Origin of the sequence: Bradyrhizobium canariense, from assembly GCF_018130465.1 — a bacterium.
GTDB classification, from domain to species: Bacteria; Pseudomonadota; Alphaproteobacteria; order Rhizobiales; family Xanthobacteraceae; genus Bradyrhizobium; species Bradyrhizobium canariense_C.
This window is the reverse complement of record NZ_JAFCKJ010000003.1, coordinates 700802-721205: the sequence shown is the minus strand read 5'-3', so window position 1 is coordinate 721205 and position 20404 is coordinate 700802. Positions and strand designations below refer to the sequence as shown.

18 protein-coding genes are annotated in these 20404 nt (G+C 65.1%); 8 read left to right on the top strand and 10 right to left on the bottom strand.

The features are described from left to right. Positions 1-22: 22 nt before the first annotated feature. Together der and JQ591_RS12255 are read left to right on the top strand one after the other, a co-directional pair. Entirely contained in the window at positions 23-1405 is a 1383-nt protein-coding gene (gene der, locus JQ591_RS12260; RefSeq protein WP_211396231.1) for a ribosome biogenesis GTPase Der, read from the top strand. Then, a complete protein-coding gene (locus tag JQ591_RS12255) occupies positions 1402-2655 on the top strand; it encodes a TCR/Tet family MFS transporter (RefSeq protein ID WP_211396230.1) in 1254 nt (417 codons plus the stop codon). The genes der and JQ591_RS12255 overlap by 4 nt, the downstream gene beginning before the upstream one ends. Positions 2656-2778: 123 nt before the next feature. Here JQ591_RS12255 and JQ591_RS12250 read toward each other — a convergent pair whose 3' ends face one another. From JQ591_RS12250 to radA, 6 genes are all read right to left on the bottom strand, one after another. Continuing rightward, the gene (locus JQ591_RS12250; RefSeq protein WP_211396229.1) at positions 2779-4005 is read right to left on the bottom strand and encodes an ABC transporter substrate-binding protein; all 1227 of its coding nucleotides are present in this window, start codon (positions 4003-4005) and stop codon (positions 2779-2781) included. A 170-nt stretch (positions 4006-4175) separates the two neighbouring features. Continuing rightward, positions 4176-5324 carry a hypothetical protein gene (locus JQ591_RS12245; RefSeq protein WP_211396228.1) on the bottom strand — a complete coding sequence of 383 codons (1149 nt, stop codon included), beginning with the start codon at positions 5322-5324 and terminating at the stop codon, positions 4176-4178. Positions 5325-5402: 78 nt separating this feature from the next. Continuing rightward, positions 5403-6143, bottom strand: coding sequence for an SDR family NAD(P)-dependent oxidoreductase (locus tag JQ591_RS12240; protein ID WP_211396227.1), 741 nt, complete (start codon positions 6141-6143; stop codon positions 5403-5405). Positions 6144-6288: 145 nt separating this feature from the next. After that, entirely contained in the window at positions 6289-7794 is a 1506-nt protein-coding gene (gene purF / locus JQ591_RS12235) for an amidophosphoribosyltransferase (RefSeq protein ID WP_211396226.1), read from the bottom strand. 28 nt (positions 7795-7822) lie between these two features. Further along, positions 7823-8452 (bottom strand): CvpA family protein, encoded by a 630-nt coding sequence (locus JQ591_RS12230; protein ID WP_211396225.1) that lies wholly within the window; start codon positions 8450-8452, stop codon positions 7823-7825. A 165-nt stretch (positions 8453-8617) separates the two neighbouring features. Continuing rightward, positions 8618-10063 (bottom strand): DNA repair protein RadA, encoded by a 1446-nt coding sequence (gene radA / locus JQ591_RS12225; RefSeq protein ID WP_211396224.1) that lies wholly within the window; start codon positions 10061-10063, stop codon positions 8618-8620. Between the two features lie 216 nt (positions 10064-10279). Here radA and JQ591_RS12220 point away from each other — a divergent pair, with 216 nt between their 5' ends. Then, complete coding sequence (locus JQ591_RS12220) at positions 10280-11437, top strand: ABC transporter substrate-binding protein (RefSeq protein WP_211396223.1); 1158 nt, start codon at positions 10280-10282, stop codon at positions 11435-11437. Continuing rightward, positions 11437-13506, top strand: a complete 2070-nt coding sequence (locus JQ591_RS12215; protein ID WP_211396222.1) for a putative bifunctional diguanylate cyclase/phosphodiesterase — start codon at positions 11437-11439, stop codon at positions 13504-13506. The genes JQ591_RS12220 and JQ591_RS12215 overlap by 1 nt, the downstream gene beginning before the upstream one ends. A gap of 11 nt (positions 13507-13517) precedes the next feature. Here the strand turns inward: JQ591_RS12215 and JQ591_RS12210 are convergent, their stop codons facing one another. After that, positions 13518-14243, bottom strand: coding sequence for a sulfite exporter TauE/SafE family protein (locus JQ591_RS12210; protein ID WP_211396221.1), 726 nt, complete (start codon positions 14241-14243; stop codon positions 13518-13520). A 187-nt stretch (positions 14244-14430) separates the two neighbouring features. Here JQ591_RS12210 and JQ591_RS12205 point away from each other — a divergent pair, with 187 nt between their 5' ends. The 3 genes from JQ591_RS12205 to JQ591_RS12195 all read left to right on the top strand — a co-directional run bounded on the left by JQ591_RS12205 (position 14431) and on the right by JQ591_RS12195 (position 16106). Then, positions 14431-14748: a hypothetical protein gene (locus JQ591_RS12205; RefSeq protein ID WP_211396220.1), complete on the top strand. Its 318-nt coding sequence runs from the start codon at positions 14431-14433 to the stop codon at positions 14746-14748. A gap of 76 nt (positions 14749-14824) precedes the next feature. After that, positions 14825-15193: a GFA family protein gene (locus JQ591_RS12200; RefSeq protein ID WP_211396219.1), complete on the top strand. Its 369-nt coding sequence runs from the start codon at positions 14825-14827 to the stop codon at positions 15191-15193. Between the two features lie 97 nt (positions 15194-15290). Then, on the top strand, positions 15291-16106 hold the full coding sequence (locus JQ591_RS12195; protein WP_211396218.1) for a DUF4886 domain-containing protein: 816 nt from the start codon (positions 15291-15293) through the stop codon (positions 16104-16106). 50 nt (positions 16107-16156) lie between these two features. Here the strand turns inward: JQ591_RS12195 and JQ591_RS12190 are convergent, their stop codons facing one another. Next, entirely contained in the window at positions 16157-16927 is a 771-nt protein-coding gene (locus JQ591_RS12190; protein ID WP_211396217.1) for an exodeoxyribonuclease III, read from the bottom strand. Positions 16928-16967: 40 nt separating this feature from the next. Between JQ591_RS12190 and JQ591_RS12185 the strand changes: the two genes are divergently transcribed. After that, entirely contained in the window at positions 16968-17186 is a 219-nt protein-coding gene (locus tag JQ591_RS12185; RefSeq protein WP_211396216.1) for a hypothetical protein, read from the top strand. A 12-nt stretch (positions 17187-17198) separates the two neighbouring features. Here the strand turns inward: JQ591_RS12185 and alr are convergent, their stop codons facing one another. Beyond that, complete coding sequence (alr, locus tag JQ591_RS12180; protein ID WP_211396449.1) at positions 17199-18479, bottom strand: alanine racemase; 1281 nt, start codon at positions 18477-18479, stop codon at positions 17199-17201. Positions 18480-18530: 51 nt separating this feature from the next. After that, positions 18531-20039: a replicative DNA helicase gene (locus JQ591_RS12175; RefSeq protein ID WP_211396215.1), complete on the bottom strand. Its 1509-nt coding sequence runs from the start codon at positions 20037-20039 to the stop codon at positions 18531-18533. Positions 20040-20404 lie beyond the last annotated feature (365 nt).

The window sequence follows — 20404 nt, the reverse complement described above, 5'->3', positions numbered from 1 at the left end:
TCCGGCAGCGCACGAATGACCCATGTCCTTTAAGATTGCCATTATCGGCCGACCCAATGTCGGCAAATCGACGCTGTTCAACCGCCTGGTCGGGCAGAAGCTCGCGCTTGTCGATGACCTGCCCGGCGTCACCCGCGACCGCCGCGAGGGCGAGGCCAAGCTCGGCGATCTCGACTTCACCATCATCGACACCGCCGGCCTCGATGAAGGTGCGAAGGGCTCGCTGACCGCCCGCATGCAGGAGCAGACGGAGGCCGCGATCGCGCAGGCCGACGCGCTGTTCTTCGTGATTGATGCCCGCATCGGCCTCACGCCCACCGATCGTGCCTTCGCCGATTTCGCCCGCAAGGCCAACAAGCCGGTGCTGCTCGTCGCCAACAAGAGCGAGGGCAAGCATGGCGATGCCGGCGCGATGGAGGCCTTCGCGCTCGGCCTCGGCGATCCCATCCAGATATCGGCCGAGCACGGCGAGGGCATGGGTGAGCTCTATGACGCCCTTAGAGAGCTGATGCCGGAGCCTGTCGAGGAGGACGACGTCGAGGACGACGAGCCGCTGACGGAGGAAGAGGCCGCCACGCGTCCGATCCGGGTCGCGATCGTCGGCCGGCCCAACGCTGGCAAGTCGACGATGATCAATCATCTGCTCGGCGAGGAGCGCCTGCTGACGAGCCCGGAGGCCGGCACCACGCGCGATTCCATCGCGGTCGAGATCAACTGGAAGGGCCGCGAGTTTCGCGTGTTCGACACCGCAGGTCTGCGCCGGCGCTCGCGGATCGAGGAGAAGCTCGAGAAGCTCTCGGTCGCCGACGCACTGCGCGCGGTGCGCTTTGCCGAAGTCGTCGTGATGATGATGGATGCGCAGAACCGCTTCGAGGAGCAGGACCTTCGCATCGCCGACCTGATCGAGCGCGAGGGTCGCGCTGTCGTGCTCGCCGTCAACAAATGGGACCTGATGGAGAGCAAGGGTGGCGGTGCGATCTCGAACCTGCGCCGCGATGCCGATCACTTGCTCCCGCAGGTCAAGGGCGTGCCGATCGTCGCCGTCTCCGGCTTGATGGGCGAGGGCATCGATCGATTGATGCAGGCGATCCAGGATGCCTATGCGCTTTGGAACAGGCGTGTGTCGACCGCGGCGCTGAACCGCTGGTTCGAGGAGGCGGTCCAGGCCAATCCGCCGCCCGCCGTGTCCGGCCGACGGCTCAAGCTGAATTACATCACGCAGACCAAGGCCCGCCCGCCGAGCTTCGTGCTGTTCTGCTCGCGTGCGGACGCGGTGCCGCAGTCCTATTTGCGCTATCTCGTCAATTCGCTGCGTGAGGCCTTCGAGCTGCCGGGCACGCCGGTGCGTATCACCCTGCGCGAGAAGGCCAATCCCTTCGCCCACAAGCGCAAGCGGCCGTCGTGAGCAACGAAGCCGGCGAGGCGATGGCGCAGGGCGCTGCGCCGGTCCGGCGCGGTGCGGTCGCCTTCATCTTCGTCACCATCCTGCTCGACATGCTCGCGCTCGGCGTGATCATGCCGATCCTGCCAAAACTGATCGAGAGCTTCGTCGACAACGACACGGCGCACGCGGCCCGCATCTTCGGCCTGTTCGGCACCGCCTGGGCGCTGATGCAGTTCGTGTTCTCTCCGGTGCTCGGCGCGCTGTCGGATCGCTTCGGGCGGCGGCCGGTCGTGCTGCTGTCGAATTTCGGGCTCGCGGCCGACTATGTGCTGATGGCGCTGGCGCCGTCGCTGGTCTGGCTGTTCGTCGGCCGCGTCATCTCAGGCATCACCTCGGCCAGCATCTCGACCGCCTTTGCCTATATTGCCGACATCACGCCGCCGGAGCGGCGCGCAGCGGTATTCGGCAAGATTGGCGCTGCCTTCGGGGCCGGCTTCGTGCTGGGCCCGGCGCTGGGCGGTCTGCTCGGCGATATCGATCCGCGCCTGCCGTTCTGGGCTTCGGCGGCCCTGAGCTTTGCCAATGCACTCTATGGGCTCTTCGTCCTGCCGGAATCGCTGGCGCCGGACAAGCGCGCGCCGTTCCGCTGGACCAGCGCCAACCCGGTCGGTGCGCTCCGCCTGCTGCGTTCCAACGCCGTGCTCGCTGCGTTGTCCGTCGTCAACTTCATCGCGCAGGTCGCGCATGTCGTGCTGCCCTCGACCTTCGTGCTCTATGCCACCTATCGCTACGGCTGGGATTCGAAAACCGTAGGACTGACGCTGGCGATGGTCGGCATTTGCGCCATGGTGGTGCAGGGGCTCGCGATCGGCCCGATCGTGCGCGTGCTCGGTGAGCGGAACGCCTTGTTGATGGGCCTGTGCTGTGGCGCGGTCGGCTTCGTGATCTTCGGCGCGGCGCCGACCGGGCCGCTGTTCTGGCTCGGCATTCCCGTGATGTCGCTGTGGGGCATTTCCGGCGCCGCCATGCAATCGCTGATGACGCGGCTGGTTGCGCCAGATCGGCAGGGCCAGTTGCAGGGCGCAACCGCGAGCGTGCAGAGCGTGTCGCAGCTCGTCGGCCCGTTCCTGTTCACGCTGACGTTTTCATACTTCATCGGCAGCAGCGCGCCGTGGCATCTGCCCGGCGCGCCGTTCCTGCTCGCGGCGGTGTTGATGGTGGTGTGCGCGGCGATCGCGGTGCGGGCGCTGGGCGCGACGAAGAGCACCTGACGCGCCGCCCGTCGTGGCCGGGCTTGTCCCGGCCATCCACGTCCTTTGTCCGGGCTCAAAACGTGGATGCCCGGGACAAGCCCGGGCATGACGTCGTTGGGAATTTGCCTGACCGCTACGCGGTCACTTCTTCACCAGCGGGCACTCGCTGTCCTTGAGCGGCTTGGCCGCATCTTCCGCCGGGATGGTCGCGACCAGCTTGTAATAGTCCCACGGCCCCTTCGATTCTTCCGGCTTCTTCACCTCGAACAGGAAGGCGGGAATGATCCGGCGTCCGTCCTCGCGCAGCGGGCCCTTGCCGAACAGCGCATCGTCGGTCGGAAGCTCCTTCATCTTGGCGACAACCTTGGCGCCGTCGTGCGGATTGCCGCCGAGGGCGTCCATCGCCTTCAGAAGATGCAGCACGGCCGCGTAATTGCCGGCCTGCGTCATCGAGGGCATTGCCTTGTTGGCCACCTTTTCCTGGAAGCGCTTCGAGAAGGCGCGTGTGCCTTCGTTGAGGTCCCAATAGAAGGATTCGGTGAAGGTCAGGCCGTGCGCGGTCTTCAGACCGAGCGAGTGGACGTCGTTGATGAACAGCAATAGCGCGGCGAGCTTCTGGCCGCCTTCGACGATGCCGAACTCGGCCGCCTGCTTGATCGAGTTGGTGGTGTCGCCGCCGGCATTGGCGAGACCGACGATCTTCGCCTTCGAGTTCTGCGCCTGGAGCAGGAAGGAGGAGAAGTCCGACGTGTTGAGCGGATGCTTGACGCCGCCGAGCACCTTGCCGCCGTTCGCGGTGACGACCGCGCTGGTGTCACGCTCGAGCGCGGCACCGAAGGCGTAGTCGGCGGTCAGGAAGAACCAGCTGTCGCCGCCGGCCTTGGTCAGCGCCTTGCCGGTGCCGTTGGCGAGCATGTAGGTGTCGTAAGTATATGAGATGGTGTTGGCGTTGCAGGCCTTGCCGGTGAGGTCGGCACTGGCGCCGCCATTGTTGAGCAGGACCGCGTTCTTTTCCTTGACGACGTTGCTGACGGCCAGCGCCACGCCGGAGTTCGGAGTGTCGGCGATCACATCGACCTTCTGGGTGTCGATCCACTGCCGCGCGATGTTGACGCCGACGTCCGGCTTGTTCTGGTGGTCGCCGCTGATCACCTCGATCTTCCAGCCCTTGGCGCGGAGACCGGAATCTTCCACCGCCATGTTGATCGCCGCCACGGCGCCGGGGCCGCCGATGTCCGCATAGAGGCTGGACATGTCGTTGAGCACGCCGATCGTGACAGACTTGTCCTGAGCGAAGGCGGGTGTGGCAAAACCGAAGGCGGCACAGGCCAGAAGGGCCGCAGAGCGGCGCGCGAACGTCGTCGTCATAAAAGATTTCCTCCATTGTCAAACATGCGGACGGCTCTCTTGAATGGGAGCCTTGTTCCGGCTGATGGCTCTACCGTGTCCCACGGCCGGCGGCAATGCGCCTAAAGCCGGATGACGCTGCGTCGCAGCGTCATCCGTCGGTTAACTTTTGTGCAAAATGCGTCGAGACGCTATTTCAGCGCGTCCGACGTCAGCTTGAATTTCTGGATGCGCTTTCCGGTGTCAACCTCGGCGGTATAGACGTTACCCTTGGCGTCGATCGCCATGGCATGCACCCAGTGGAATTGTCCGGCATTGCGGCCGTTGTGCCCGAAGCTGCCGACCACGCTGCCATCCTCGCGCCTGATGACCCTGATCTCGTTGTTTTCGCCGTCCGCGCTGAGCAGCCAGGTCTGCTTCGGATCGGGCCAGATCGCGATGTCCCACACCGCGCCGTTGCCAAGGGTGTTCTTCTCAAAGAAGAACTCCTTCACGAAGGTGCCGTCCTTCTTGAACACCTGGATGCGGTTGTTGATGCGGTCGCAGACGTAGACCAGCCCGTCATTGGCGAGCTTCACGCAATGGACGGGGTTGCCGAATTGCTGGGCAACCGGCGCCTTGGGATCGTACGCCGCCTGCTTGGTGTCATCGGGCTTGTTGCCGTAGGCGCCCCAGTGCCGCTTGTAGGCGAGGGTGGTTGCGTCGAACACGATGACGCGGCGGTTGCCATAGCCGTCGGCGACGTAGATTTCGTTCGCCGCCTTGTCGATCGCGGTCTCGGCAGGCTTGCCGAGTTGCGTCGTGTCGTTGCTGCCGAGGCTCGGCGCGATCTTGCCGATCTGGGCGACGAACTTGCCGTCGAGCGTGAATTTCAGGATGGCGTTGTCGTTGTCGGCATTGCCGCCGACCCAGACGAAGCCGCGTTCGTCGACCTCGATGCCGTGCTCGCGGCCGACCCATTCATAGCCTTCGCCCGGACCGCCCCAGGATCGCAGCAGGTTGCCGTCGCTGTCGAATTCGAGCACGGGCGGTGCCGACACGCAGCATTTGGAACGCGGCGGGTTGAGGCTCGCGCCTTTCTCGTCGTCGGTGAGGGAGCGTGGGCGATGGATCACCCAGATGTGGCCCTGCCAGTCGACGGTGATGCCGCCGACCTGGCCGAGGATCCAGTTGTTCGGCAACGGCTTTGGCCAGGTGGCATCGACCGCGAAGGTCGGGACATCGCCGGCGGTTGCCGCGCCCGGAACCGCGAACGCGATGGCCGCGATCAGGACGGAGAAGACGCGAGAGACATTTGCGAGCGCACGCGTGAAGCCTGCGCGATCATGCCATGGCGCCATGGCAACCTCCCTTTATTGGCTTGCGGCTTGCTGCCGCTTGAGCGCGGGCAGTCAATCGCGGGGAGGCCGTCAAGTCAATCAGGCCGGCGAGCGGAAGCTCATCAGGCTGCGGGTCTTGTAGTCGTAGAACTTACCGGTCTCGGTCCAGTCCGGTGCGCACATCGGCACGATGAATTCGGCGATCTGCTCGGGCGTCTCCAGCGTCGCCGGGTCTTCGCCCGGCATCAGCGTGGCGCGCATGCGGGTGCGGACCGGGCCGGGATTGAACAGGTTGACGCGCAGCTTCGTATTTGCGGTCTCCTGCGCCCAGGCGCGGGCCAGCGTTTCCAGCGCGGCCTTGGAGGCGGCGTAGGGGCTGACATAGGCGGTGGCCTTGTTGGCCGCGCCCGAGGTGACGAACACGGCGCGGCCGGCGTCGGACTGCTTCAGCAGCGGCTCCATGCAGCGGATCAGTTGGAAGTTCGCGGAGACGTTGACGGCCATCACGTCGTTGAAGGTCTTCAGTTCGATATGGCCGACCGGCGAGGAGGGGCCGAGCACGCCGGCATTGCCGACGAGGATGTCGAGCTTGCCGTAGCGTTCGTGCAGGCCAGCGCCGAGCCGCGCGATGCCGTCGGAATCGGTGAGGTTGAGCGGCACCAGCGTTGCGCTGCCGCCGTCCTTGCGGATCTCGTCGTCGAGCTCTTCCAGACCGCCCTGCGTGCGCGCCACGGCGACGATATGCGCGCCGGCCTTGGCCAGCGCTTTTGCCGTGGCGAAGCCGATGCCGCGCGAGGCGCCGGTGACGAGAGCGATGCGGTCGGCAAGGGGGTTTGTCATCGAAGAGTTCTATCCAGCGTCGTCCCGGCGAAAGCCGGGACCCATACGCCGTGAAGGTTGTTGTTGACGGAGATGGTCGTGGCGACCTTCTTCGAACCACATGGACCTGTGGTTATGGGTCCCGGCTTTCGCCGGGACGACAAGTTCAGCTCGCCTCCGCCAGCAGCGACAATTGCCGCGGCTGCTGCTCGGTCTGGGTCTGGTCGGTGAGGTGGGTCGGATACGCCCCGGTGAAGCAATGATCCGAGAACTTCGGATTGGCCGGGTCACGGCCGGGCTCGCCCATGGCGCGGTACATGCCGTCGATCGACAGGAAGGCGAGCGAGTCGGCGCCGATGATCTCGCGCATCTCCTCCAGCGAATGCGTCGCGGCCAGCAGGCCGCCGCGGTCCGGCAGGTCGATGCCGTAATAGTCAGGATAGAGGATCGGCGGCGAGGCGAGGCGGAAATGCACTTCCTTGGCGCCTGCATCGCGCATCATGCGCACGATCTTCTTCGATGTGGTGCCGCGGACCAGCGAGTCGTCGATCAGGATGATGCGCTTGCCTTCGATCGCGGCGCGGTTGGCCGAATGCTTCATGCGCACGCCGGACTCGCGGATCGCCTGCGTCGGCTGGATGAAGGTGCGGCCGACATAATGGTTGCGGATGATGCCGAGCTCGAACGGCACGCCGGAATGCTGGCTGTAGCCGACCGCGGCGGGCACGCCGGAATCCGGCACCGGCACCACGACGTCGACCGGCACGTGGCTCTCGCGCGCGAGCTGTGCACCGAAGGCCTTGCGCACCTCGTAGACCGAGCGGCCGTGGACGATGGAATCCGGACGGGAGAAGTAGATGTATTCGAAGATGCAGGGACGCGGCGCGATCGGCGGGAACGGCTTGTGGATGTCCTGGCCGTTCTCATCAAACACGATGACCTCGCCGGCCTCGATGTCGCGGACGAAGCGCGCGCCGATAATGTCGAGTGCGCAGGTCTCGGAGGTCAGGATCGGGCAACCATCGAGTTCGCCGAGCACCAGCGGACGGATGCCACGCGGATCGCGCGCGCCGACCAGCTTCTTGTTGGTCAGCGACACCAGCGCATAGGCGCCCTCGATCTCGCGCAACGCGTCGATATAGCGCTCGATGAAGCGGCTGCGCCTGGAGCGCGCGACCAAGTGCAGGATCACCTCGGTGTCGGTGGTCGACTGCATCATCGCGCCGCTCTTCACGAGCTCGCGGCGCAGCGTCAGGCCGTTGGTGAGGTTGCCGTTGTGGGCGACCGCAAGGCCGCCGGCATTCAATTCGGCGAACAGAGGCTGCACGTTGCGCAAGATGGTTGCGCCGGTGGTGGAGTAGCGGACATGGCCGACTGCCATTGTGCCGGGCAGGCGGTCGATCACCTCGCGGCGGGAGAAGGTGTCGCCGACGAGGCCGAGGCGGCGTTCGGAATGAAAGCGGCTGCCGTCATAGGAGACGATGCCGGCGGCTTCCTGACCGCGATGCTGAAGGGCGTGGAGGCCGAGCGCCGTGATGGCGGCGGCATCGGGGTGGCCGTAGATGCCGAAGACGCCGCATTCCTCCCGTAGCGTATCCCCCTCCAGATCATCCTGAAGCTCTAGCGCGGCCGGGCCGAGATGAAGTTGGGCGTCCTGGTCAGGGTTTCGCATCTCGTCCGAGCCTCTCTTTAGGGCTTTATCAACGCGCCGCGGGTTTCTCGATCAGCTTTTTAAGGCTGTCACGAGCCGGTTTGCTGTATCCGTCGCCACTGCCCGTAGGCTGCTGCTCGGAATCAGTCTGCTCATCATCTGGTTTGTTTTTCTTGAATCTCTTCAAGATGGTGTTCTCGGGGTCGTCAGGCAAGAGGGCCATCAGCCAATCCCCGGTTCCCTGGAGCACCACGCGGGATTTGGCACCCGTGACCCAGTCCGGGCGCTGCTTGTCCGGCACCAGCCAAGTGAAGAACAGGAAGGCGACCACGACGATCAAAAGCCCGCGCGCCAGCCCGAACAGGAAGCCGAGGGTGCGGTCCAGCGCGCCGATGCGCGAATCCAGGATCATGTCGGAGATCCGGACCGTGATCACGGAGACCACGACCAGGGTACCCACGAACACGCCGGCGACCACCACCACGCTCGCGACGGTATCGTTGTTGAAATAGGTCTTTGCGGTCGGCAGCAGCTTCGAGAACGAATAAAGGGTGACGATCGCCGCCGTTCCCCAGGCCGCGATCGACAGGATTTCGCGCATGAAGCCGCGAACCATGGCGAGCAGGCCCGAGATCAGCATCACACCGAGCAGGATCAGGTCGAGGAGTGTTACTGGCATCGGCTGGTCTGGTCCGCTCGTACTTCAAGGTGCTCAGCGAATCGGTGTTTGGCCGCCGCCCTAAGTGAGGGCCAGACGACGTTCCCGGCAAGGCCGCAACCACGCAATCCCATGCTGCTTTTGTGACGGCTGTATAGCGGCGAGGGCGGGGGACGTCACCACCGGCTAACCCTCTCCACGGCGGAATCTTGCCGGTGTGGCATTTTTCTCTGCCGGCGCGCTCGAGTCGCCCCGTCGGGAGCCGCGCGCGGCGATCTCGGCGACCAGTGTCGTCAGGCTGTTGATCGCGTTCAGCGACAGGCCGGCATCGCCGGCGGGTTCACCCCGGGCCGATTCGGGCAGCACGGCACGCTGGAAGCCGAGTTTTGCCGCTTCTTTCAGCCGCGCCGGGGTCTGCGCCACCGGGCGCACCACGCCGGAGAGCGAGATCTCGCCGAAATAGACCGCATCGGTGGGTAACTGCGCATTAACCAGGGACGACACCAGCGCCGCCGCGGCGGCCAGATCAGCCGCGGGCTCGTGGATGCGCAGGCCGCCCGCGACGTTCAGATAGACGTCGTGGCCGGACAGCTTGACCCCGCAATGGGCTTCGAGCACCGCCAGCACCATCGACAGCCGGCTCGGATCCCAGCCGACCACGGCCCGGCGCGGGGTGCCGAGCGAGGTTGGCGCCACCAGTGCCTGCAATTCGACCAGAACGGGCCTTGTGCCCTCGATGCCCGCGAAGACTGCGGTGCCGGGCGTGCCGAGATCGCGCTCCGACAAAAACAGCTCGGAGGGGTTGGTGACTTCGCGCAGGCCAAGCCCGGTCATCTCGAACACGCCGATCTCGTCGGTCGGCCCGAAACGGTTCTTCACGGCACGCAGGATGCGGAATTGTTGCGAGCCTTCGCCCTCGAACGACAGCACCGCATCGACCATGTGCTCCACCACGCGGGGGCCGGCGATCTGGCCGTCCTTGGTGACATGGCCGACCAGGATGATGGCCGCGCCGGTCTTCTTGGCGAACCGGATCAGCGCCTGTGCCGAGGCGCGAACCTGGGTGACCGTGCCGGGGGCGGATTCCACCGTATCGGTCCACATGGTCTGGATCGAATCGATCACGATCAGCCGTGGGACCGCGCCCTCGGACAGCGTCGAGACGATGTCCTCGACAGACGTTTCGGCGGCGAGCTGAACCGGCGCGTCCGACAGCCCGAGCCGCTCCGCGCGCAGCCGCACCTGCGCCACCGCCTCTTCGCCCGAGATGTAGACGATGCGATGCCCAGCGCGTGCCATCAGGCTGGTTGCCTGCGTCAGCAGCGTCGACTTGCCGATGCCGGGATCGCCGCCGACCAGAAGCACCGAGCCGCGGACAAAGCCGCCGCCGGTGACGCGATCGAGCTCTGTCATGCCCGAGGACAGGCGCGGGGCGTCCTGGGTCTTTCCGGACAGGCTCTCCAGCGCGAACGTCCGCCCCTTGCGCTTGGAGCGGATCGACACCGGCACGTTGCCGGTCGCGTCCTCCTCGGCGAGCGTATTCCACTCGCCGCAGGACTCGCACTTGCCCTGCCAGCGGTTATAGGCCGCGCCGCAGTTCTGGCAGACGAAGGAGAGGGTGTTCTTGGCCATGGGAGAGCCGCTCTGGGGATAGCGAGTCGGGTTTCGAGTTTGCTGATAGCACGGAATGACGGGTCGAGAGAGTGAGCCCTGCCGCACCCCGAATATCGCAATTCGGCACGCCTGATACACCCTTTGTTAGCTCTATGCGGCCGCGCCCGGCCGGACTTTGCCAAATGTTAGCGGACACCGGTCCAGTTTCGGAGCCAATACGGGATGGCGAAACGAATGACGGGATTTTTGCGCATATTGCTCGCTGTGGGCATGGCCTGCGGCGTTCTTATGCCGCTTGGCGGCGCCGTTGCGGCCGACGCGAAGCGTCTCAACGTCGTCTTCGTCAACCCAGGCAAGACCGGCGAGGTCTATTGGGACATGGTTTCGCAGACCATGCAGGCCGCCGGCCGCAAGCTCGGCGCGCAGGTCGAGGTGCTGTCCAGCGAGCGCAATTACCGCACCATGCAGGAGCTCGGGTTCGGCGTGCTGGCACGCAGCGACAAGCCCGATTTCCTCATTCTCTCGAACGAGGAATCCGCCGCCGTCCCGATCCTGGAGGCGGCCGAGGCTGCGGGGGTCAGGACGCTGCTGTTGTCGAACACGCTGATCGGCGACGACGCGGCGCGTCTTGGACCGCCGCGCCAAAAGCTCAAGACCTGGCTCGGCGACATCACGACGGATCTTCAGACCGCGGGAGCGCGGATGGCCAATGCCCTGATCAGCGCGGCGCGTGCCGAGAAATGGCAGAGCCCGGACGGCAAGATTCACATTCTCGGCATCGGCGGCGACGAGATCACGCCCACCTCGATCGCTCGCAACGCGGGTCTCAAGCTCGCGGTGGAGGCCGCGCCCGACGTCGTGGTGGATCGGATGCTGTTCGCCAACTGGACGCAGTCGGAGGCCGAGCATGTCACGACGAATTATCTGAGCTGGGCCGCGCGCAAGGAGATCCGGCCTGCCGGCATATGGGCCGGAAACGATCCGATGGCGCTCGGTGCGCTTCGCGCGGTGATCGCTGCCGGCCTCACGCCCGGGCGGAACATCCAGGTGGTCGGCCTCAACTGGTCGGAAGATGCGCTGCGCGAGATCAAGGCGGGCCGTCTGCTCCTGACCGACGGCGGGCATTTCCTGCTCGGCGGTTGGTCGATCGTTCTCCTGCGCGACTACGCCGATGGCTGCGATTTCGCGACCGTATCACCCCGCGTTGAGGTCAAGACGTCCGCGATCACGCGCGACAACCTCGCTGCGGTCGGCGACCTCATCAAGACACGCGCCTTCGACCGGATCGATTTCGCGCGTTTCAGGGCCAAAGCAGGGCGCTGCGGCCAGTACGACTTCTCCGTCGATGCGCTCATCTCGTCGCTGGCGCCTCTGGAAGGCGCTGCTGACTGATGCGAAACGGTGACGACATGACCGATCCCGATCGCAAGCAGCAGGCAGCGCCGCCGCGCTTGCGCTCGGTCGTCCGCGCGATGATCTGGGCCACCGTACCTGTTCTGCTGCTGGTGCAATTGCTCGCCTCCGCCGGCGTCGAGGCCTCGAGCTTCTGGTCGCAGATCAGGCAGCTCGACGCCCGCATCGCCCGCGTCGCAGAGAGCCGCGCCGAGCTGATCGCCGAACCGCTCTGGAAGATGCGTTACGACCAGGTCACGAGCGTGCTCAACGAGATCATGCACGACGAGAGCATCGCCGCGGCGGCCGTTTACGACGATACCGGCGTTGCGATTGCCCGCGTGGTGGCGCGCCCGGCGGGGCAGGCGGTCGCGGAGGTCTCGCGTCCGATCAATTACAGCAACGGCAACATGGCGGTGCAGGCCGGCCGCATCGCGATCGCCTATTCGCATGCGGCGCTCTACGCGGACACGGGCAGCCGGCTGGTGCTGCTGCTGGTCGTCGGCCTCTTCGCAACGTTTGCGACCCTGATCGCCATGCGGATCTCCGCCAACATCTTCATCGGCAAGCCGCTCGCTGCAATGATGTCCGCGATCCAGCGCAGCAAGCAGGACGGCCGCGCCTATCCGGCGGAAGTCAAATCCTCGAACGAATTCGGTCAGCTCGCGCATGCCTTCAACGCCATGCAGCACACGACGTCGGGTGCGCTCGACCGGCTCGGGCACATGGCCGCGCACGATCCGCTCACGGGGCTGCCCAATCGCCGCTCGCTATCCGAGCACCTCGTGACCCTGAGCCACGATGCCGGCTCGCCGGACGCGCTGATCGCGTTCTGCTTCATCGATCTCGACGACTTCAAGGGCATCAACGATACCTTTGGCCATGATTCCGGCGACAAGTTCCTGGTGCACATTTCCGAGCGCCTTCGTGGTGCGGTCGAGCCGCAAGACTGGGTGGCCCGGCTCGGCGGCGATGAATTCGTCGTCATCCGCCCCGAGGTCAGCAACGAGGAGACCGCGCAGAGGTTTGCGCGCCAATTGCTGGATGCGATCTCCGAGCCGATCAGCCTTCACGACAAGCAGGTCGTGCCGCGTGCCAGCATCGGCCTTGCCGTGCGCCGTGCCGGAGATCCCGAGCTTTCGCACCTGCCGGCGCTCGCCGACATCGCGCTCTACCATGCCAAGAGCAAGGCGCCCGGCACGGTCGCCGTGCTCGACGAGGCGCTTCAGCGCGACTATCGCCGCCGCCGGGACCTCGAACTTGCCATTCCCACAGGCTTCGCCGAGGGGCAGTTCGAGGTCTGGTATCAAAGCCAGGTCGATCTCGAAAGCCACGAGGTCGTCGGCCTGGAAGCGCTGATCCGTTGGCGCCATCCGGAACATGGCGTGATCGGTCCGGGCGAATTCTTGCCGCTGATCGAGCGCAGCGGCAACAATGCGCGGCTGACGCGCTATGTGCTCACCGATTCCTGCCGCGCCCTGCAACATCTGGCTGCGGCCGGCAGGCCGCATATCCGGATCGCGATCAATCTGCCGCCGTCCGAGCTCGCCGACCATTCGTTCGCCGCCGAGCTGCGCGCGACCTGCGCGCGCTTCGACGTCGCGGCTTCGTTGCTGGAGCTCGAGATCACCGAGGGATCGCTGATCAACAACATGGCCAGCGCGTCCGAGACGCTGCACCGCCTGCGCCGCCTGGGCGCCACCATCGCGCTCGACGATTTCGGCACGGGCTACAGCTCGCTCGCCCATCTCAGGCGGTTTCCGCTGGACAAGGTCAAGATCGACAAGGCGTTCATCAGCGAGATCCCTGACAGTGCGGAAGACAAGGCGATCGTTGGCGTCATCGCATCGCTCGCCGGCACGCTGGGCCTCACCCTGGTGGCCGAAGGCATCGAGCGCGCCGAGCAGGCCCAGGCGATGCGCGAGATGGGCGTGAGGCTCGGGCAGGGCTTTCTCTATCATCGGCCGCAGCCACTCGAGGCCGTGTTGCTATGGCTCGAGGGACAGCCGGCCCATCAGAGCCGCGTCCTCGAGGATAGCCCGTCGATCGCGCCCGAATTTGCCGTCTGAGCGCAGCGCGGCTATGGCTGCGCCGCGTTCCAGAGCATGGAGAGGCCGGCCGCGATCATGATCGCGTCCATCACCACGCGGAACATCTCCGGCTTCAGGTGCAGCACAAAGCGTTTGGCGATGAAGGCGCCGGCCATCAACGAAGATCCTGCGACCAGGCCTTTGAGGAACACATCGACGGTCAGCGCGCCGAAACGTTCGAAGGTCACCGATTTCGCGAAATAGAGCCCGAGTGAAGAAGCTGCCTCGGTCGCGAGGAAGGCGCCCCTGGACAGTCCGTAGAACAGGAACAGCGGCACGCTGAGCGGGCCGGTCGAGACGACGATGCCGGTGAAATAGCCGATGACGGCCCCGCCGATCGCCAGATGCCAGAGATTGGCCTTGAGATCGTGCCGCGCCAGCCAGTGCCGCACCGGCACCATCGCGATCAGGAAGACGCCGATGGCGAGGTCGACGGCGTGCGAGGGCAGCGCCAGCAGTGTCCGCGCGCCGAGTACCGCGGCTGGAATGCCTGTCACGGAATAGGCCGCACAGGCCCGCCAGTCGACCTCGCGCCACCAGGCCAGGATCCGTGAGAAGTTGGCCATGACGGCGGCGACCGCCATGATCGGCACTGCCTCCTTCGGCCCGTAAGCATAGACCAGCACCGGCATCAGCATGATCGACGAGCCCGTGCCGACGATGCCGGAAATGGTGCCTGCGATGAGGCCCACGATGAGGACGAAAAGGAAGGCCAAGGGAACCGCTCCGGGAATCGGAGAAGTGTAGCCGGAGGCGGGCAAGCGTGCCCAGCCGCATCAACATCGGTTCCGTGGTTAACCGCTGGTGCCGTGCCAGCCGCCAATCCCACCGGTTCGCCGGCCTGATCCTTAGAATTTGAAGCGTATTGATCGGAGTGTTCACTCAAAGAATTTGAGGTCCGCGATGCCCGACCACCATGCCTTCTCCGCGCTCGATCGCCATGCGGTGCTGAGCGGCTCCGACGACGGTTTCCCCTGGTACGCGGGCGCGATGCTCGCGGTCGAGGCGAGTGAAGTGGTGCGCTTGCGCTGCGAAAAGTTCAGCCAGGGCGACGAGGCCGCCGGGGAAGAGGCCGTGCTGATGGTGAGCGAGAAGATCGCCGCGGCTTTCGAGGCGGCGGCGAGCCTGCTTGCCGGCGCAACGCCGGCAGCGATCGTCCAGCGCTATCGCGAGCATGTGGCCGCGAATGCCAAGCGACTGTCCGCGAACGAGGCGCCGTGACCGGGGCGCGCTGCTGACAGCATGTTGGCAGCAGGGTCCGGCTACGACCATCTCCTGACAAAACGGAGAGCGGGTCATGCCGATTGAGGCAAGCTGTCATTGCGGTGAGACGGTGTTCGAGGTGACGGAGGCGCCCGCGAGCGTGACCCGTTGCACCTGCTCGCTCTGCGCCAAGCGCGGCGCGTTGTGGGCCTATTACACGCCGGCGCAGTTTCGGCTGCTGTCGCCGGCGGAGAACGTCGCGACCTATCTCTGGGGAAGCCGCACCGTCAAACACCATTTCTGCGCAAGCTGCGGCTGCGGCACCTATTCGGAGTCGCCGGACTGGTCGACCGGCAAGCCAGATTTCGACAATCCCAGGGTCGGCGTCAATGCGCGCCTGTTCGACGATTTCGATCTGGAGGTCGTGCCGGTGAACGTGATCGACGGCAAGAATTTGTGGTGAGCATGCGCTCTCACGCATGTCTGCTGCACGTCCGTCCTCTTGAGGCGCTCTTGAAAAGCTGATTTGTTTCCGGCCCGACGAAAAAGGGAGGAAGCCGATGATGCGTCTTTTCGCGCGAGTGATGCTCGCGATGTGTCTGGCCGTTGTAATCGCCTTCAATGCACAGGCGCAGACCAAGCCCAAGGTCACGACATCAGGACCGGATTTTCCCAAGGCCGCGCTGTTCGTCGGCAACAGCTTCTTCTACTACAACAACGGCATGCCCGGGCATCTCTCCTTCATGGAGCGGGCTGCGGATGCCGAAAACAAGGCGGCTTATCGCAACACCATGGTGACGATCGGTGGCTCCGGCCTCGACTGGCACGACATGGACAATCTGCTGCGGCCGAACGGTATCGGCGCCTATTCCTTCGACGAGCAGAACAACGTCGTCTTCAACAAGCCGGGCAGGCAGTTCGACGCCGTCGTGATGATGGATTGCAGCCAGTGCCCGATCCATCCGCAATTGAAGGACGCGTTCGCGACCTTCGCCAAGAAGGACAGCGAGATCGTCCGCGCCCACGGCATGCGGCCGATCCTGTTCATGTCCTGGGCCTATGCAGACAAGCCTGAGATGACGGAAGCGTTGGCCGAGGCCTACACGATCGCAGGCAATGCCAATGATGCGCTGGTGATCCCCGCAGGCCTTGCCTTCGCGCGCGTGCGAAAACTCCAGCCGGAACTCAATCTGTATGCGCCGGACAAGCGGCACCCGAGCCCCGCAGGCACGTATCTCGCGGCGTGCGTGACGTTCGCCGCGCTGACGGGCCGCTCGCCGGTCGGCAATTCCTACGGCATGGGGCTCGATCCCGAGACGACGCAGCTGCTGCAAAAGGCAGCGTGGGACACGGTGCAGGAATATTACGGGCGATAGTTCGTAGAGCCTGCGAGCCAATTCGACTCACAGGCTCTGCGACGTCAACGTTATTTCAGCACCACCCACGCCGGCACGTGATCGCTCGCGCCATCCTCGCCGCGGATCTTCTTGTCGACGCCGGCTTTTGCCAGGCGTGAGGCGAGGGCAGGGCTGAGCAGGAGATGATCGAGTCGCAGGCCCGCATCGCGCGGCCAGCGGTTTCGCTTGTAATCCCAGAAGGTGTAGATGCGTTTCTCCGGGTGCAGTTCGCGGATCGCGTCACACCAGCCTTGTGCCACCAGCGACGCAAAGGCCGCACGGCTCTTCGGCTGGATCAAGGCATCCTTGTCCCACGAGCGGGTCGGATAGATGTCGATCTCATCAGGCGCAACGTTGTAGTCGCCGGCGAGCACCACAGGCAGTTCCTGCTTGATGAAAGTTCTGGCGTGGCGCTTGAGCCGCGCGAACCAGTCGAGCTTGTAGTCGAATTTCGGTCCCGGCTGCGGATTGCCGTTCGGCAGGTAGATGCTGGTGACGATGACACCGCGTACCGCGGCCTCGATGTAGCGGGCTTCGTGATCGCCAGGTTTGCCCGGCAAGCGATCGCGGGTGAGAATGGGCTCGGCATTGCGGGCCAGGATGGCGACGCCGTTCCAGGTCTTCTGTCCACACCACACTGCGCCGTAACCGGCCTTTTCGATGGCGGCCGCCGGAAATTCGCCATCACTTGCCTTCAACTCCTGAAGTGCGACGACATCGGGCTTCGCCGTTCGCATCCATGCCAACAGATTGGGCAGGCGGCGATTGATGTTGTTGATGTTGAACGTCGCGATCTTCATGTAGAGCTACCGGCTCCTGCCTTCCGTTACCGGAGAAACAATGTCCAAGTTGAGCTTTGCCGTTATCGCCGTCGCCGTCGCGTTCTCCGGGGGCGCCTCGGCACAATCATCCGATCCGCGCGGCGCGTGCAAGGCGGACTATGACAAATTCTGCGCCGGCATTGCGCCGGGCGGCGGCATCGTCGCCTGCCTCAACGGCAAGCGCGACAAGCTCAGCGCTACCTGCAAGACGGCGCTGGACAGCAGGAAAAAGAAGTAAGCGGCGAGCTGCTCAGTCCGGCAGCGGCGGCGGGCTTGCGGGCTGCTCGATCGGCGGCGGAGCGGGGGGCTGCTGTTCAGCCGCCTGCGCGGGAGTCGGCTTTGCCAGCGGCTCCACCTCGTTCCCGCCCTTGTAGATGCGGGCGTAGCGGCGGCCGAGGCTGGTCAGCACCTCGTAGCCGATCGTTCCGAAATGATGCGCGAGCTCGTCGACGGTGATGCCCTCGCCGAGCAGTGTCACCATGTGGCCGCGCCGCGCCGCGTTCGGGGGCAGATCGGTGATATCGATCGCGATCAGGTCCATCGAGACGCGGCCGGCGACCGGACAACGCTTGCCGGCGACGATGACCTCGGCGCCGCGGGTGCCGTCATTGGAGCTTGCGGCGCGGAAATAGCCGTCGGCATAACCGACCGCGATGATCGCGAGTTTCGTGGGCCGCCGTGCGGTCCAGGTGCCGCCATAGCCGACGCTCTCGCCGCGCTCGACATTGCGAATCTGCACGATGCGGGCCTTGAGATCGACCACCGGCTGCATCGGATTGTCGGCCTCCGGCGTCGGGTTGACGCCGTAGAGCGCGGCACCCGGCCGTACCAGGTCGAACTGGAAGGGCGCGCCCAAAAAGACGCCGGACGAATTGGCGAGCGCCGCCGGCACGCCGGAGAATTCGCTGGCGATGCCGCGGAAGGCCGCGAGTTGCCTGGCGTTCACCGGGCTGTTGAGTTGCTCGGCCGAAACCAGATGGCTCATCACCAGCGTGATGCCGTGATCGCCGGCGTTGATGCGGGGGATGATGGCCTGCGCCTCTGCAACCGTCAGGCCGAGCCGATTCATGCCGGTGTCAATGTGAACAGCCGCGCCACCGGTCCAGCCGGTGCGGCGACAGAACACGTCCCATTCGGCGAGTTCGTTGAGATCGCCGATCACAGGGCGGCAGTTGATCTGGGCGTAGTGCTCGCCGGTGTTCTGGAAATAGCCGCCGAGCACGTAGATCGTAGGCTCTGGCACCGCCGCGCGCACCTTGCGCGCTTCCTCGATGGTGGCGACGAAGAAGGTCTTGCAGCCGGCCTTGTTCAGGGCACGCGCGACCTGCTCGGCGCCGCAGCCATAGGCGTCGGCCTTGATCACCGCCGAGCATTCGGCCGGCACCGCCGTCTTCTCGAGCTTGCGCCAATTGGCGATGATGGCGTCGAGATCGACGGTGAGCACGCCGCCGAAGGTCGCGAGCGCGGCAGCCTGATTGGCCTCCGCGGAGAGAAGGTCGGATTGCGGGATCATTTTCGGGTCGGACGCCATTGTCATGGCGCCGTTTTACGCAAGAGGCCGGTCAGGTTCAACCCAGGGAACTCAGTAGTCGCCGCCGCTGCGGTCCGGCACCTGGCTGTCCGGCGCAAGATCGCCGAACCGTGTGATCGACGCTTCGAAGGCCACATCGACGGTGCCGGTCGGGCCGTGGCGCTGCTTGCCGATGATGACTTCGGCCTTGCCATGCGCAAGATCCATGTCCAGGCGCCATTTTTCGTGCTCGGGTGTGCCGGGGCGCGGCTCCTTGTTTCCGAGGTAATATTCCTCGCGGTAGACGAACAGCACGACGTCGGCGTCCTGCTCGATCGAGCCCGATTCGCGCAAATCCGAGAGCTGCGGCCGCTTGTCGTCGCGCGACTCGACCTGGCGCGAGAGCTGCGAGAGCGCAATCACGGGCACGCTGAGTTCCTTGGCGAGCGCTTTCAGACTGGTCGTGATCTCGGTGATTTCCTGCACGCGGTTTTCGCTGCGCTTGCCCGAACCCGACAAGAGCTGGATGTAATCGATGACGATGAGGTCGAGGCCCTTCTGCCGCTTCAGCCGGCGGGCGCGCGCCATGAGCTGCGCGATCGAGAGACCGCCGGTCTCGTCGACATAGAACGGCAGCGACTGCAGCTCGATCGAGACCTCGCGGATCTTCTCGAAATCGGCCTCCGAGATGCCGCCGCGGCGGATCGACGAGGAGGGGATGCCGGTGCGCTCGGCCACGATACGCGTGGCGAGCTGGTCGGCCGACATTTCGCAGGAGAAGAAGCCGATGACGCCGCCATGGGCGGCCTTCATGGTGCCGTCGGCTTGGAGTTCACCGACGTAGGCCCGGGCGACGTTGTAGGCGATATTGGTTGCAAGCGAGGTCTTGCCCATGCCGGGGCGGCCGGCGACGATGATCAGGTCGGAGTGCTGCAACCCGCCCATCTTGGTGTCGAGGTCGCGCAGGCCTGTCGAGATGCCCGACAGCTTTCCGTCGCGCTGGAACGCTTTCGCGGCCAGATCGACCGCAAGCGTCAGCGCCTGCGAGAATTTCTGGAAGCCGCCGTCATAGCGGCCGGATTCGGCGAGTTCGTAGAGGCGGCGCTCAGCGTCCTCGATCTGCGCGCGCGGCGCGAAGTCGACCGGGGCATCATAGGCGACATTGACCATGTCCTCGCCGATGCCGATCAGGTCGCGTCGCAATGCCAGATCGTAGATGGTGCGCCCATAGTCCTGCGCATTGATGATGGTGGTCGCTTCGGCAGCGAGCCGCGCCAGATATTGCCCGATGGTCATGCCGCCGATATCGGTGTCGGCGGGCAGGAACGTCTTCAGCGTGACGGGCGTCGCGATCTTGCCCATCCGGATCAGGCTGCTGGCGGTCTCGAAGATGGTCTGGTGCAGCGGCTCGAAGTAATGCTTCGGCTCCAGGAAGTCGGAGACGCGGTAAAACGCGTCGTTGTTGACCAGGATCGCGCCCAGAAGGCTCTGTTCCGCCTCGATATTATGCGGCGCGCTTCGATAAGCGGGAGTTCCGGCTTCCGGTGCGAGTTTGAGAACGTTCGAATCAGTTAGGGCCATGGGCGAGCGATAGCAATTTTCTGGGGCGGATGCGGGGCCGGGATAAAGCGCCGCCGCAGCCCAAAGCGGAAGCAAAAGCTGGCCGCTATCAACCGATCATTAAAATGGTGGATGATTGGCCGCGGCAGCACGCACCGCGCTTGACGGATTTTCGTGGAACCAGGCCGCCGCATGGAAGCCGCGCTACCGCGCCACGGAAAACACCGGATGAAGTGAACCTAATGGGTTGGCGGGCAGACGTATCGAGACGCGCGCGAAATGACGCACGCTGGGCGCTTTTGGCTCGGTTCTCAGACCAGCAGGAGGTAGACCAGCGCAACCAGGGCCGCCCCGACGCCGGTGACGATCAGGGCGTAATCGGTGCG